Annotated in this window: 16 protein-coding genes and 1 tRNA gene; 6 read left to right on the top strand and 11 right to left on the bottom strand. The window is 37.7% G+C overall.

From position 1 onward, the window contains the following. Positions 1 to 12: 12 nt before the first annotated feature. The 6 genes from Q0993_RS21565 (at position 13) to Q0993_RS21540 (ending at position 5,685) form a co-directional block, all read left to right on the top strand. On the top strand, positions 13 to 741 hold the full coding sequence (locus tag Q0993_RS21565; protein ID WP_299537428.1) for a M15 family metallopeptidase: 729 nt from the start codon (positions 13 to 15) through the stop codon (positions 739 to 741). Then, positions 734 to 2,242, top strand: a complete 1,509-nt coding sequence (locus Q0993_RS21560; protein WP_299537425.1) for a sulfatase — start codon at positions 734 to 736, stop codon at positions 2,240 to 2,242. The genes Q0993_RS21565 and Q0993_RS21560 overlap by 8 nt, the downstream gene beginning before the upstream one ends. A 62-nt stretch (positions 2,243 to 2,304) precedes the next feature. After that, positions 2,305 to 3,180, top strand: a complete 876-nt coding sequence (locus Q0993_RS21555) for an alpha/beta hydrolase (protein WP_299537422.1) — start codon at positions 2,305 to 2,307, stop codon at positions 3,178 to 3,180. Positions 3,181 to 3,247: 67 nt separating this feature from the next. After that, a tRNA-Pro gene (locus tag Q0993_RS21550) sits at positions 3,248 to 3,321 on the top strand. A 218-nt stretch (positions 3,322 to 3,539) separates the two neighbouring features. Next, positions 3,540 to 4,805, top strand: coding sequence for a site-specific integrase (locus Q0993_RS21545; protein ID WP_299537419.1), 1,266 nt, complete (start codon positions 3,540 to 3,542; stop codon positions 4,803 to 4,805). Positions 4,806 to 5,133: 328 nt separating this feature from the next. Next, positions 5,134 to 5,685 carry a BfmA/BtgA family mobilization protein gene (locus tag Q0993_RS21540; RefSeq protein WP_299537416.1) on the top strand — a complete coding sequence of 184 codons (552 nt, stop codon included), beginning with the start codon at positions 5,134 to 5,136 and terminating at the stop codon, positions 5,683 to 5,685. Positions 5,686 to 5,983: 298 nt separating this feature from the next. Here the strand turns inward: Q0993_RS21540 and Q0993_RS21535 are convergent, their stop codons facing one another. From Q0993_RS21535 to Q0993_RS21485, 11 genes are all read right to left on the bottom strand, one after another. Further along, positions 5,984 to 6,607 carry a hypothetical protein gene (locus Q0993_RS21535; RefSeq protein WP_299537413.1) on the bottom strand — a complete coding sequence of 208 codons (624 nt, stop codon included), beginning with the start codon at positions 6,605 to 6,607 and terminating at the stop codon, positions 5,984 to 5,986. Positions 6,608 to 6,728: 121 nt separating this feature from the next. Beyond that, entirely contained in the window at positions 6,729 to 7,295 is a 567-nt protein-coding gene (locus Q0993_RS21530; RefSeq protein ID WP_299537411.1) for a hypothetical protein, read from the bottom strand. A gap of 152 nt (positions 7,296 to 7,447) precedes the next feature. Next, positions 7,448 to 8,275 (bottom strand): hypothetical protein, encoded by an 828-nt coding sequence (locus Q0993_RS21525; RefSeq protein WP_299537409.1) that lies wholly within the window; start codon positions 8,273 to 8,275, stop codon positions 7,448 to 7,450. A 173-nt stretch (positions 8,276 to 8,448) separates the two neighbouring features. Next, positions 8,449 to 9,045 carry a hypothetical protein gene (locus Q0993_RS21520; RefSeq protein ID WP_299537407.1) on the bottom strand — a complete coding sequence of 199 codons (597 nt, stop codon included), beginning with the start codon at positions 9,043 to 9,045 and terminating at the stop codon, positions 8,449 to 8,451. Positions 9,046 to 9,190: 145 nt separating this feature from the next. Next, positions 9,191 to 9,643: a hypothetical protein gene (locus Q0993_RS21515; protein ID WP_299537405.1), complete on the bottom strand. Its 453-nt coding sequence runs from the start codon at positions 9,641 to 9,643 to the stop codon at positions 9,191 to 9,193. A 165-nt stretch (positions 9,644 to 9,808) separates the two neighbouring features. Next, the gene (locus Q0993_RS21510) at positions 9,809 to 10,408 is read right to left on the bottom strand and encodes a hypothetical protein (protein ID WP_299537403.1); all 600 of its coding nucleotides are present in this window, start codon (positions 10,406 to 10,408) and stop codon (positions 9,809 to 9,811) included. Between the two features lie 138 nt (positions 10,409 to 10,546). Further along, positions 10,547 to 11,182, bottom strand: coding sequence for a DUF6000 family protein (locus tag Q0993_RS21505; protein WP_299537401.1), 636 nt, complete (start codon positions 11,180 to 11,182; stop codon positions 10,547 to 10,549). 149 nt (positions 11,183 to 11,331) lie between these two features. Then, positions 11,332 to 11,847 carry a barstar family protein gene (locus Q0993_RS21500; protein ID WP_299537399.1) on the bottom strand — a complete coding sequence of 172 codons (516 nt, stop codon included), beginning with the start codon at positions 11,845 to 11,847 and terminating at the stop codon, positions 11,332 to 11,334. A 145-nt stretch (positions 11,848 to 11,992) separates the two neighbouring features. Beyond that, complete coding sequence (locus Q0993_RS21495; protein WP_299537397.1) at positions 11,993 to 12,541, bottom strand: hypothetical protein; 549 nt, start codon at positions 12,539 to 12,541, stop codon at positions 11,993 to 11,995. Positions 12,542 to 12,690: 149 nt separating this feature from the next. Then, the gene (locus Q0993_RS21490; protein ID WP_299537395.1) at positions 12,691 to 13,344 is read right to left on the bottom strand and encodes a hypothetical protein; all 654 of its coding nucleotides are present in this window, start codon (positions 13,342 to 13,344) and stop codon (positions 12,691 to 12,693) included. A gap of 111 nt (positions 13,345 to 13,455) precedes the next feature. Continuing rightward, positions 13,456 to 14,286, bottom strand: a complete 831-nt coding sequence (locus Q0993_RS21485) for a DUF4261 domain-containing protein (protein ID WP_299537393.1) — start codon at positions 14,284 to 14,286, stop codon at positions 13,456 to 13,458. Positions 14,287 to 14,986 lie beyond the last annotated feature (700 nt).

Genomic DNA, 14,986 nt, shown 5'->3' with positions numbered 1-14,986 from the left:
ATAGTTTGATTTATGTTGAAGTACTTTAAGTACGTGGTTTGGGGTCTTGTGCTGGCTATGGCCTGCAAGCAAAACCCGTCAAAAAAAACAGAGACAGAAGAACCTAAAAAGCAAGAGGTGAATATGGTGGATACCCTTATTCCGGAGCAATCCGTACCTGAAAAAACCTTTCGTTCCTTTGAGGGCTTGGCCGACACTACTTTTGTACGTCTTGCCGATTTTAGCGATGGGTTTGCCTATGATCTCCGTTATGCTACGTCCAACAATTTTCTAAAGGAAAAGGTGTACGACTGCGCGGAATGTTATGTCCGGGCAAAAACGGCCAAGGCGCTATTGGAAGCCAATGCCGATTTTAAGACCCAGGGTGTCAGAATCAAATTTTTTGACTGTTATCGGCCGAATTTCGTACAGTATATGATGTGGAAAATTGTTCCCAATCCACAATATGTGGCCGACCCCAAGAAGGGATCGATTCATAACAAGGGCGGGGCCGTTGATATTACCTTGGAGACATTGGACGGTGAGGAACTGGATATGGGAACCGACTTTGATTTCTTTGGCAAAAAGGCCTATCATGATAACACCGATTTACCCCAGGAAGTTTTGGACAATCGCAAGTTGTTGAAGGAGACTATGGAACGACATGGCTTTTGGGGTATTAGAACGGAGTGGTGGCATTACAATTTGGGGACGGCGTCCAATGATAAGGTAGCTAATTTTAAATGGCCATGTAATGAGTAGAAGCTTAATGTATGGGGTCCTTATCTGTATGGCCAGTATGCTTTGTGCTTCCTGCAAGGATATCTCTACCGAAAATAAAACGCTTCCATCAGGTGAAAAACCCAACGTACTTTTTATAGCTATCGATGACTTGAACGATTGGGTGGGTTGTTTAAAGGGACATCCACAAGTAAAGACCCCACATATAGATCAACTGGCATCGCGAGGCGTTGTATTTACCAACGCCCATACGCAAAGCCCAATTTGTAACCCTTCACGGACCAGTATACTAACGGGGTACAGGCCATCCACAACCGGAGTGTATGGCCTTTCTCCTTCAATTAGGGATGTGCCCGAATTAAAGGACATCGTAACCTTACCGCAATATTTTTCCAAACACGGGTATGTAACCTTTTCCGCTGGAAAAATTTTTCATGGCGGATATGGTCGTCGGAAAACCGATACCGAGTTCGATAGCTTGGGACCTGGATCAAAGGTAAAGACCAAACCACCCTCAAAACTGATTGGGACTACCCCTGGGGGTAATAATCCGTTGATGGATTGGGGCAAATTTCCGCTAAAAGCCGAGGAGACCTCGGACTGGGAAGTGGCCACTTGGGCAGTTGATGTTTTGGAAGGTCGGCCAGAATCTCCCTATTTTTTATCCGTCGGTTTTTTTCTGCCCCATGTGCCTTTATATTCCCCAGAGGAATGGTATCATCTATATCCCAAGGAAAGCCTACAACTTCCTCCCATTTTAGAGAATGATAGGGCAGATACCCCACGGTCCTCCTGGTTCAACCATTGGGATGTTCCCGAACCGCGGTTAAAATGGACCCTTGAAAATGGACAACATAAGAACTTGGTACAAGCCTACCTCGCGGCCATTAGCTTTGTAGATAGCCAGATAGGAAGGGTATTGGATGCGCTTGAGGCGAGCGGACAGGCCGAAAACACGATTGTAGTGCTTTGGTCCGATCATGGATACCACTTGGGGGAAAAGGAAATAACCGGAAAGAATACCCTGTGGGAACGTTCCACAAGGGTGCCCCTGATTTTTGCTGGACCGGGTACTTTGGCAGGCGCGGCATATGACCATCCCGTGGAGCTTCTGGATATTTACCCCACTCTAAATAGCTTATGTGGACTTCCCCCAAAAGAAGATTTGGAGGGCCATAGTTTGTTGCCTCAATTAAAGAATCCGACTACGGAAAGACCCTGGCCGGCCATCACCACCAATAACTGGAACAACCATGGGATACGCACCCGGGATTGGAGGTATATTCGCTATGCCGATGGCAGTGAGGAGCTTTACAATATGAAGGAGGATACCAATGAGTGGGACAACTTGATTGCCGATTCCCAATATAGATATATAGCAGATAGCCTTAGCAAGTGGTTGCCCAAGGTAAATACCCCTCCCTACGTGGGCAATTATTTGAGAATTTTGGAATATAAGGATGGCACTCCGGTTTGGCAAGGAAACAGGATCCTACCGGAAGACCCTATACCTGGATTATAAACAACACTTAAATCATGAGAATACCCTTTTTCATTTCCCTTTTATTTTTAACGCAATTTTGTATGGAAATTCAAGCGCAGGACACTATTATTCCATTATGGCCCAAGGATAGGATTCCCAATCGGATAGAGACCGATGAAAAGGAAATCCATAAACGCAATGGTATCTTAAGGATAAGTAAGGTTCAGGAACCCACACTTGAAGTATATCTACCGGCTCAAAGTAACGCCACGGGGCAGGCGATGCTTATTTTTCCCGGTGGGGGCTACCATATTTTGGCCTACGATTGGGAAGGTACCGATATTGCCAAATTTTTGAACGGAAAAGGGATTGCAGGTATTGTGGTGAAATATCGCTTGCCGACTTCGAAATCCGTTACGGAAAAACATAATGTTCCCCTAATAGATGGGCAGCGGGCCCTGCGTTTGGTACGGAGCAAAGCCGAGGAGTTCCATATAGACCCCAATAAAATCGGGATTATGGGCTTTTCCGCAGGAGGACATGCTGCTTCTACCTTGGGTACCCACTTTAACGAAAAGGTATATGAAGAACTGGACGACGTGGATTCCATCAGTGCCCGACCTGATTTTATGGCCCTTATCTATCCCGTGATTACGTTTACCCAAATGGAAAAGCATTCTGGCTCCCAGAAGGCCTTACTCGGTGAAAATCCTGATCCTGAACTGGAAAAACATTTTTCCAATGAATTACAAGTGACTTCCGAAACCCCAAAAACCCTTTTGGTTCATGCTACGGATGACCTAGGGGTTCCCGTAGAGAATAGCTTGCTCTTTTTCAAGGCATTGAAGGATAAGGGTGTATCGGCGGCAATGCATATTTATCCGGAGGGTGGACATGGATTCTCCTTGGCCAGGGAGAAACCCCATCTAAGGGGTTGGACGGAGCGCCTGTTCGAGTGGATGGAAAGCTTGGAATAGTTTTGGTATTTTTTTTAAGAACATAAGGGCTAATCTGTACAACTTTTATATTTTTGCAATCCAATTTCGGGATGTAGCGCAGCCCGGTAGCGCACACGCCTGGGGGGCGTGGGGTCGCAGGTTCAAATCCTGTCATCCCGACGAACCACTTTTCAAGTGGTATGAAAGCACTGTTAACTGACTGGTTGACAGTGCTTTTCATTTTTAATGAATTCATCCGATATCATCTAATATCAAATAAAAGGTGTAGAGTTCGGTGAATGGATTGGTACGCTAGTTGTGCATAATTTTGGTAGCAGATAAGGCTATTTAAGGTCGTCTTTGTAAACAAATTTTGTTCAATCCAAAAGACACGTATCATGCGCAACAACAGCACTTTAGCAGTACTCATTTTTACAAGGGATATTAACTGCAATCCTGAAAAGCTTACTATTTATGCCCGCATAACCGTAGACCGAAAACGTGCGGAGATCAGTTTGAAGCGGTATACATCGGTGAATGTTTGGGACGTTTCCAGGGGAAGGGTAATAGGGACCACCCAAAAAGCCCGTATGCTCAATAGCTATCTTGACGAGGTCTATGTGCAAATAATGGAGGCTCATAAGCAACTGCTCCAAGAAGGCAAGTTGATTACCGCACAGGCGATCAAGGCCCGTTTCCTTGGACAGGACGACCAACATAAGACCTTAAAGGAATTGGTTGCCTATCACAATACGAATATGGATTCCGTGCTGAAATACGGAACAATGAAAAACTACTATTCCACGGAACGCTATCTCCACAAGTTCATCAAGGACAGGTTCAAGACCCCCGACCTATATCTCAAGCAACTGAACTACAGGTTCATCGTCGGCTTCGAACAGTACCTATTGAACTATCGACCCGAGAAGACAAGAAAGACCTGTTCCAATAACGGGGCGATGAAACATCTGGAACGTTTGATGAAAATGACCAACCTTGCCGTAAAACTTGAATGGTTGGACAAGGACCCGTTCCATCAGTTCAAGCTCAACTTTCAAAAACACAACCGCAGCTATTTATCGGAAAGGGAATTGGAGCTCATCGAAGAAATCACATTTAAGGGCCAAGGGTATGAAAAGGTACGGAACGTTTTTCTGTTTTCCTGTTATACGGGACTGTCCTATATCGATGTAAAGGAACTGGCTCAAGAACAATTGCTTTTAGATATCGATGGCAACCATTGGTTACATACCAAAAGGGCAAAGACCAATGAAATCGTGAAGATTCCCTTGTTGCCAAGGGCAAAGGCCATTATCGAGAAATATGCCGATGAGATGAAGCAAAGTCCAGATGGAAAGTTGCTTCCTGTATTTAGCAATCAAAAAGTGAATAGCTACTTGAAGGTAATTACCAAAGCTTGCGGAATACATAAGAACATTACGTTCCATTCTGCCCGTCATACTTTTGCCACAACGGTAACCCTTGCCAATGGAGTTCCCATAGAAACGGTTTCTAAACTCTTAGGTCATGTCAAGCTCACCACGACACAAATTTATGCGAGAGTGCTGGAAAAGAAAGTAGGGGAGGACATGCAAAACCTGATGCATCATTTGGAGGCTAAGGAGAAACAGAAAAGCAACGCCCCCAAATCTTACCATAACTGAAAAGCACATGGTTCCTGTCGAATTTTTGTAGCGTCCCGATAGGTAAGCGAAGAACAAAAATCTGATAGGATGCGACCTACTTTTTGTTCATATAAACGCCCTTTTTAGGGTATTCAAAACTTTGGAGTGAAACGGAGAAGATTTGAATAGCAAGAGGACAACGCGCTAAAGCGACGTTGTGCATTTAAGGTTTGATATAAAACATTGATGTTCAATATTTTAAAAATAAAATTGAAATTAAGAGAACCATCAAAATTGTAACAATCAACACTAAAACCCCTATGAACAGGGGAATAAATTGTAACAATTGCTCAAAAACGGAGTGAAAATGGACGGATTCGGAACCATACGACTGCATCATAGAACCATAAAGAGGTTCAGGGGTTTTTCACGGAAATTTGGCAAGTCCTATTCGGAAACCATGGAGGCCGTAATGGATTTTTTCGAATGGCACGGAATATTGCCTTCGAAACGTTTTGCGGACCAGATTAACAAAGAGGAGCAGAAGACAAGGAAGAGGGTAGAGGCAGCGATAGCCATAATCAGGAATATCGAAAAGAACCAGACCCTGCCGACCAATATCATGTTGGAAGCCTTGTTTGGAAAACATGAGATCGTTAGACAACGGGAGGAACCCAAACTCATCGAAAGGAAATTCGAGAAACTGACCCGTGATGAGTGGAATAAAAAGGAGGACAAGATTTCGAGAATTAAGTATGACCGTTTAAAAAGAAGATATGATAGGGCACAAGAATTATTTGAGGATGCCGTAACAAAAATTAACCGAGTTGAACCTCGGTTTGGAAAACCTTATTATCGAATTGACATAGGCGCAACGGAATTATCTAGGTTAAAAAGAGTATTGGAAAAAGACTATTGACTTTTACCTTGCAAGCAGATTAGTTTGGTAAGGATTTGGGACTTGCAGCACGAAACTTTGTTTCGCTTGCTTAATTTTGATTGGAGTTTGAACCTAAGAATTAATGAGGGACTCTTACTACCTTAAACAGCCAAAAAAGTCAGCTTTAGCTGAATGTGCTCCAACGGTTTCGGCTATGAGTAGTTACGTGGGTTAGCACCTAACTTAGCAAGTACACACCAAACTGAAAATCCGCGAGGATTTTCAGAAGTATGCAAGAACAAGCAATTACTTATAGCCATTGTTACCTGTAGTTATTTTATTTAAAACTTGTCCTTAATAATTCAATCATCTCGTTTGAGTCAGTTGTGTTTTCATTAAACAACCTTAACGGTTCTCGGACTTTTGGATATTCATCCACAAATTCAATTCCTTCAATTTCTTTTAGGTCAAACTTATTCATTGATTCAAGAAATGATTGTTGGTCAATTCCCCAAAATTTTATGTATTTGGATTCAGGGACGAAAATTTCAATCAATTCAGAATCCGAGTGAAATATCATTCCAATGTCGATAAAAGTGTCAGAAATAATTTCAGTCTCGTATTTAGCAAGAAATTCAAGAGTTTGATTTTTATCAGAGTATTTTCCGTATTCAGGTTCACAATCCGAATGATTAAAAATTAATGAAATTTCATCAGGTAGCTGATTAGTCAATTCGAGTATTAAATTCCAAAGTCTTGAGTTGTTAATATTAATTTCTGCGTAGAAATTAAATGCTAATTCTTCGTGTTCAGGATTATTGTCTTTTGGTAAAATTTTAAATCCTTCTACAATTTTTGCAGTTTTCCGTAATTCCAATCTTTCCTTAACAGAAGAATTCATAGGAACCTCTTCCATTTCTGGTGGACGTAATGTTATAGGAAGCTCTAAAGTTGGTTTCATAATTACAGGTAACGGTTCGGCTATGATTTCGTTGCGTGAAAAATCCATCGGATTTTTCCGTACGGAATCCAGCCGTTTTGTTTGTTTTAAAAGTTCAATTTAGTTAGAATCTAGCAATGAATTATAGCCTTTGTTGTGCGCCGGCTTTTTTTGTAAAAAGGGTTTTAAATCGTTCTGGGTATTTATGATTAAAATATATTCCAATCATAAAAAGTCCCATTACTATCAAAAATGGAAATAACCACTTAAGTTCGGCCTTTACTTCATCTATGTCCAAAAGTATTTCCTTTTCTCCATTCGCAATCTGAAAAACTTCAGGTTCCAAGTCCGTTTGATTACTTTTCTTTATCCATACTATTGCTTTTCCTGATTTTTTAAGCTCTTTCTTAATCAGTTCGTACTTTTCATTAGTCCAACTCTGTTCGATGTTTTTACCTAATTTATAATTCCGCTGATCATTTTCCAATTTCAGTATAAGCTCAGATTTCACACTTTTATGTCCTCTTGAACTGACTTGAGTGTAAAGTGTTCTTACGTTATCTACTTTACCACTTGTTTCGATTAAAGAATTTTCAAGGGTGAACAGAGTAGGGGCAAAAAAATAAAAGGCATATCCAATACAGGCAATTCCGAACCAAAGAGCTTTTTCTGCGTAGTAATCTTTATGCCACTTTTTATTTGAATTCACTTTTTAGCTTGCGCACAACGGTTCGGCTATGATTTCGGCTTGGAAAATCCGATAGGATTTTTCAAGTGAGAAATCGAATTGATTTAAAGTTAGGAATTTTGTTTTGTGTTCGAGGGTAAAGCTGAATTATAGCCATTGTTGGCTACAGTTTTTTAATATTTATGGTAATATTTTTTCATTATATGTTCATAGTTGCTTTCGGCTCCAAGTCCTTTTGCTTTTAAAAAGTCGTTATGAGCCAATTCCTTTTCCCCCTTTTTTAAGTAAATAAAACCTCTTGTCAAATATGTCCCCGCAAAGTCAGGCTTTAATTTCTCCGTTTTGTTTAGAAATGGCATTGCTTTTTTAAATTGAGCAAACTTAAAATAAGACAAGCCTGTGTTGTATTGGACTTTCCATTGGTTAGGATATACTTTTGAAATCTTTCTGTAAAGTAATAAAGCTTTAAGATGATTCTTATTTCTCAAATAGCTATATGCTAGATTCGCTTTAATTGAATTTTCTTGGTCAGTATCTTTTAGTGCAATTTTGAAATCCTTGATAGCATCTTTATGCTTTTCCAGCGATGCATTAGCAAATCCTCGTACAATATGGATTTCAGTAAATTGTCCATCTTCAAGTTTCAAAAACTCATTACATAAATCCAATGCTCTTTGATATTTATCAGTGTAAAATTGATTGATGGCGGAGATGAAAAGACTTATTTTTATTTCATAATCCTCTAACGTGTCCTTATCAATTCCATCAACTATATCTTGAGATTTGTAAAACTCTTTAGCGGATGAATGAATCATTGCTTTAAACAAATGCACAAATTGAATTTCCGAATTCCAGTCGATAAATTCATTACACTTATCAATAGCCGATTCAAAATCTCTAAATTCCCAGAATTCAAATGCCTTTTGAATTAGCTGATTCACGAAATCAGAAAAATTCTCTTTCATTGAAGCCTGTTCCAAAGCTTCAAAGGCAAGTTTCATTATGTTAACATTTGCGAGCATTTTTTAAATTGTAGCCAACGGTCTCGGCTATGATTTCGTTGCGGCGATTTCCGTTGGAAATTGTCGGTTAGAAATCGGGCCGGTTAATGGTTTATAGTTTTAAAGTTAGTGAGAATGTAGCAATGAATTATAGCCATTGTTGCCAACAGTATTTACTTTTCTAAGTTCAGTGCGAACTCATAATAAATTGCATATGCAATAGCGAACCTATTCATTTTGTCTTTCAGATCTTTTTCATTAATTCCGTCAATAATATATGTGGCAGTAAGTCCCCAACTGAGATTTGGTACTTCGTCCCTTAGGGCGAAGAAGTTTTTAATACCATCGTTAGAAACTTTTGTAACCAAACAGTTTTGAAATCTATTTTCCAAAGTCAATATTCCAGTATTCTTTACGGGTTCGGAACCATCAAGTCTAATTTCGGTCTCCATTCCCTCGTTTGATTGTTCAGACAATTGCCAAATCCCGATTTCCTTTATTTCCGTCCGTATTTTTTTTGATTTGGGATTAATGAAAAAGCTAGGGGGAATTTGATTACTTATGAATTCCGTTAGAAATTGAATATAACCTTCCTCTCTGCCAAGTCCTTCGTATTTTTCCGCAAGTCCAGATTCAAAATCTATAAGTCCTTTCTCCAGAACAGAAATATCTTCTTTATTTAAACAGTTTTTAAGTTCATTTAAGCTGGTGTTTTGTGAATCGCAGTTCACTAAAGACATAAAAACGAGTCCAAAAAGAAGTTTTTTCATATTGTTGGCAACGGTCTCGTATAACCGTAGTTACGGATTAAAAGTTATTGTTTGTCGGTTTATCACTGTTGTTAGCAATTCCGAGTGGATTCGGACGTAGTCGAATCCGCCGTAATTGCGGTTATACATTGTTGTAAAACGTTTTTTATTCAAATTCTTGATAATTATTGTCAATCTGTTCTTTCATTTTATTCCACTCCGCATTATTCTTTACTTTTATTAATTCCACGTTTATTTCCGATTCAAATTTCGGTGGAATTTTCGGTTTTTGATGCGAGTAGATTTTCAGAGTATTATTTTCCACTTTGTATATTATTCCGCCAAATCCGTGAAAAATATATTCAGATATTGAGTCAGGTTGAAATTCAAGGTCTGACTTTGTTGAAATCACAGAAATTTTGTGGTCAGCAGTCAATCCCCAATTTTTGCTTTTGAGATAAAGAGAGGTTTTTTTATTCGGGAAGTAAATTTGTTCTTTTTCAAATACTGGTTTTCCGATTTCGTCCCAACTTGCTAATTCACGCTCAGCTTTCATTCCGAGCCAAAAAGAAAGTATAATTAGTACAATTGAAATTATTATTAAAGTTCCTTTTTTCAATTCGTAGTTCGGTTTTTCTTAAATGTTTTACAACGGTCTCGTATAACCGTCAGTTACGGGTTAATATGCCTTAATATTCGGTTTAGCACTTGACGTTAGCAATTCCGAGTGGATTCTGACGTAGTCGAATCCGTCGTAATTGCGGTTATACATTGTTGTAACACGTTATTTTATCCATTCAATATTTTTAAAGTAGTTTGTAAATATGCAATAATCACTAGCAGATTTTCTCTTCTTGAATGAATTTATTGTCAGAATAAATATCCTATTCGTTTCTTGGTTAATCAAATAGAAACTTAACATTCTAGATTTTTTATCTTTTTGAGATTCTATCCAGTATGATTCGTTTTCGTTTAGTTCAATTTTCCCATAGTGTCTGAAGCTTTTGGAATATACTGATTCGGATAATGCTTTGTCAAAATGAACATCAATTTTTTCAGAGATTACTGGTCCAATTTTTATTTCCAGAATAGGGTTTTCATTAGATTCATCTGTGGGATTATATTGATAAACTATGTATTTATCATTTTTGTAAGTTGTTGAGCTGTAGTTTTTAGGTAATAAGATGGAATAATTATTAATCGAGTCTGTCAAAGATTGAAATTCAAGCCTTCCGTCAATAAAACAATGATTCCAATTAGGTGTTTTATTTTCTTTCAAGTTATTTTTTAATATTTCCCAATTTTGGTCGCTATTTTGGGCTTTTAATCCATTAATAGATAAAAGAACGAAGAGAATTAGAATAAGACTTTTGAGTATTGTCATAATGTGTTACAACGGTCTCGGCTATGATTTGTTGCGGTGTTGGAAATCGTTAGATTTCCCGCCGTGGCAAATCCAGCCGTTTTATTTGTTTATGGGTTGAAGTTAGTTAGAATCTAGCAATGAATTATAGCCAATGTTCTACGCAGTTTTTATTTTATTTAGATTTTTCATTTGCTCGTCAAATCTTGCTATGTCAATTTCCAAGTCCTTTTGATTAATTGCCCAATCCCTGAATTTTGGAACGAACTTTTCCATTTCGGAAGTTCCATTAATTCGATCAGTCCAGTTTAATGCAGCCATGGCATCTCTTTGGTCGTAAAAAAGGTCCTTTCGAGTGAGGTAGTAGTCCAAATATCTTTTTAAGAAGTCAATTCCATTTTCTGTGTTGAAACTGGCTAGAGCTTGACAGTAACCAGTTCCAGCATAGCAAACTTGACTTTTAAGAAGATGTATTCCGATTATTGTTTCTAGTTCCCTGTAGTCATTAATCACGGCAAAATGAGCCCCAACGATTCGACTCCGCCAATTAAAATCTCCAAGCAATTTTTTGGCGATTTCCAAAGTCAGCTCAGCTCGAATTGAATTGAAGTTTGCGATGTATTCATCTGGCTTGTTGATAGAAAACATATAAAATGGTCTGACCCATTTTTTGATAAAATCCAAGTTTAGTTTTTGTCCATTGTCGTGATGTTCAAGTATTTCAAATGGGCTTTTGTGGCGAACTGTTGCACCTGCAACATGTAATTCCAGTTGTTTTTTAGTTTTTTCGTCCATTTATAACAAATTGCGTAGAACGGCTCGGCTATGATTTCGTTGTGGAATCATCCGCAGGATTATTCCGCCGAAATCCAGCCGTTTGATTTATAGATTAAACATCGATTTAGCTTTTTGCCACAATGAATTATAGCCATTGTTGTGCTTCGTTATTTTTTTCTATTCTCATTAAACCACTCAGACGCGTTCCAATCTGGGCTGGTCCCGCCAATTTTTGGAAAGTCCAAATCAGGATTATCTGATTGAATAAGTCCGATTAGTTTTTGTCCAGTCAGAAGCCAAATTCGAGATTCACTGGCTATAATATCAAGGATTGCTTCGGCAAACTTTCCGTCTTCTTCAACAAAATTGTCATAACGCCTAAATACTAAAACAAGACCTCTGTATCTTTCATTATACATATCGGTCAAACAGTCGGCAAACGCATCTAAATTCTCCCCGTAATAATCCGGAAAATTAAGAGCAATCTTTAATTTCTGATGAGCATTTTTTCGATTCCAATTACGGCAATTCATTTCGATAACCTCATAATTGTTGCTATTAAACCAATTTAAGTCCTCATCGAGAATTCCATTTTTGAAGTATTTGCAGATCGGACTGCTCTTAAGGATTTCATAATCCTTTCCGAATTTGTCTTCTTCTTGCTCCAATTTTGATTTGGTCATAATGATGCACAACGTTCTCGGCTATGATTTCGGCGTGGAATGATTCGGTAGAATCGTTCCGCAAAAGAAATCAGCCGTATTTATTGTTTTTAGTTTCATATTAGTTCTTCAGCCACGCTGAATTATAGCCATTGTTGGCAAATCGTTATTTTTTTATTTCATCCCAATGTTTATCTAATTCCTCAACAGTTGTAATAGTAAACCCATTAATATTGATTACCGTTCCCTCGTATTTAAGGTCTTCAACCAAGGAATTATAAAAGTCAATATTCTCTTGTTCAGTATTCGTTACCTCAATTCGTTCAATCTCCGATGAATATTTTTCACATAGTTTTTTCCATAAATCCGAGCTTTTAAAGTCCACATTGTAGAAAAATACTGGTTTCCGATTTTCAGTTTTCTTGATATAAGCTAATATTTCTTTGAAGATTTCCGTTTTCTCTTTTTCAGTAAGATTTGTCTTGTCCAAATCATCGAGATAAACTCGTCTTTCCTCGATCCAAGTGGACCAAATCTCATATTCTTTTCCGTTTAGCTTGTAAAACAAACTTTCTCCTCTAAATCCAAATCTTATTTTAGAGGCTTTATCTGTTGTTTCAGAATCATTTTTAGAATCCATTTTTTGATTACAACTCAAAATTGTTCCAACAACTAAAAAGCTAGAGAGCAAAATTGAATATTTAGAGTATTTCATAATGTTTGCCAACGGTCTTGTGTATGATTAGTTGCACGCCGTCTGCGTTAGCAGCGGGCGAGTTGGCGCGCTGGCCAAAACGGAAAATGTCCGCCTGGCTTTAAAGATAATTTATTGTAGGAAATTCCAGTTAGAAATTCCGACCGCAATTAATTATACACCGTGTTGGCAACAGTATTTTTTATATTGAACATGGTTTGGTAATAAACACCGAGAACTATAGTCAATTTGTTTTCAAATTTTTTCAAGTCATTTTGACTCGTCCTGAACAGTCTTTTTCTGGCATGTCTGGGACTCATTCTATATTTCGAATTCAATCTTAAAAAAGTACTAGTGCCAATTCTCCAATCGATTTTATTGGCAAGACAAGTTGAAAAATCTGGGTTTAATTTGACTCTTATGGGGTTCATTGAATCAACGTTGAATAATTGTTTTTCTCGCTCCATATTTTCAACCGACCGAGTGGATTCTGTCCATAAATCCAAACTACGTATTTTCAATTCCAATGAATCTTTAAAAAAGTCCATTTGTAATTTTTTATTACTCCAGTCTGAGATGAATTCAAAGTAAGCCAATTCGGTAGAACGCTCTGGATATTGGTTTTGAATTTTTGTTTCAAATGTTTTGACGGCCTTCTCAAGAAGTTCTCTTTCTTGTATTCCAACACATTTTTTAGAAGAGGAAGTAGACTCTCCTTTTGAAGAAGAATTTAACCCAGATTTACAAGAACAGAGTCCAAATAATAATATGAAAATTAGTTTCTTCATATTGTTGCCAACGGTCTCGGCTATTAGTAGTTGCATGGGTTAGTACTTAACCTTTGCAAGCACACACCAAGCTGAAAATCCGTGAGGATTTTCAGAAGTAGGCGAGAACAAGCAATTACTTATAACCATTGTTGGGCACAGTATTTTTTAATATTCAATTTTCAATGTTTTTCCTTCCAAGAACTTTCCTTTTGATTCGGAAATTTTTAATTTTTGTTCAGCCGAAATTCCAATCGTTTCTCCATCTTTTAACGTGACATTATAAGCTATAACATAATGAGCTAGATTGAACATCATTTCATTCAATTCTTCTATTGAGTTTTCGGACTCAACAATTTCCATTTCCATTTTGCCAAAGTCAGCAAGTCCGTATGTGTATACAGATTGTTTTCCGTTTTCTTTTCTTAAGCCAAAGTAAATCCAATTGTATAAAGGAAGGTCTTCTTCGCTCATCATTTCTACATTCGTTTGATAGAAGTCCTTTTTTAGAACTAAAGTTCTGCCTCCAATATAAATTCCAATTGCTTTGCTATTATTCATAACTGAAGAAGCAATTTTACTATATAGTAAGTTTTCTTGAACTGGATTTTTTCCTGCATTCATAATTGATAATACAATATGTCCATTGTGTTTAGATGTTTCTTCGATTCCGTTTTCCCAGAAATAATTGTATTCAGCTGTTCTTTCAACTTCTCCTTCTGGAATTGCGGCTGGAATATTTGCTATAGCAACATTATATTCTCCAATTACTAATACAGCAGCTTTGTCATCGGCATCATTGTCATTTACTTTTAGTTTCCATTTTGTTTTTAATTCATTTACAGTTCCTTTTAAGTCAAATGAATTTGGGTCTTCTAAAAGAACCATTCCTAAAATTGCTGAATTTACGTTTGATTCAGTCTTTTTCTCTTTCTTTAAAAAGCTAAATAATCCCATTGATAGAATTCCAATTAATATTATGGTTACTGATTTTCTCATATTGTGCCCAACGGTCCGGCTATGATTTGTAGCGGCGTTGGAAATCTAACGATTTCCAGCCGTGGCAAATCCAGCCGTTGATAGTTTTGTAGTTTCAAGTTAACGAATTACAGCTATAAATTATAGCCCTTGTTGGCGGTAGTTTTGTTTTTAATGCTTTGGCCGCTTATCTAATAGATTTCCTTAAAGAAATAGATTAAGAAAAGAGGTAGCCAAAGAGAAAAAAGAATATAAGCCCAATTCAAAGTTTTAAAGTTTCGATGTAACTTTCTTTTCTGACGATTGAAGAGTTTTGATCGTTCTTTCCAAATGAAACGATAAAAATTAATGCCACCAAAGAACAAGTAAAGACCGAGAATTGAGTACAAGACTATGCTCTTCTGGGTTGATTCATTTAGACCGATCAGGAAAAAAAATATGATTAAGATGGATAGAACATTAGTTGCTTGGCAAAAAGAAAGAATAATTATTGGAAATACTTCGGGGTTTGAGTCTTTCCCTTTTTGATTTTCATAATGATGATAAAAGAAGTCATCAAAAAATTCATTTACAAGTTTAAATGTCTTATAGGTCCTTCCCACTTAGATTTATGAATTACCGCCAACGATTTGCACATGGCTTGTGGCGGTTTCGAAGCACTTTCCTCTCCACCGAAACATAAGCTAGCTAAGGAGCAAAAGCCTGGTTAACAGCCAGCCAC

The sequence above is a fragment of the Ulvibacterium sp. genome, from assembly GCF_028285715.1.
In the GTDB taxonomy this organism is placed as follows: Bacteria; Bacteroidota; Bacteroidia; order Flavobacteriales; family Flavobacteriaceae; genus Ulvibacterium.
Note: the sequence above shows the minus strand (reverse complement) of the source record. Positions and strands in the feature narration are given on the sequence as shown.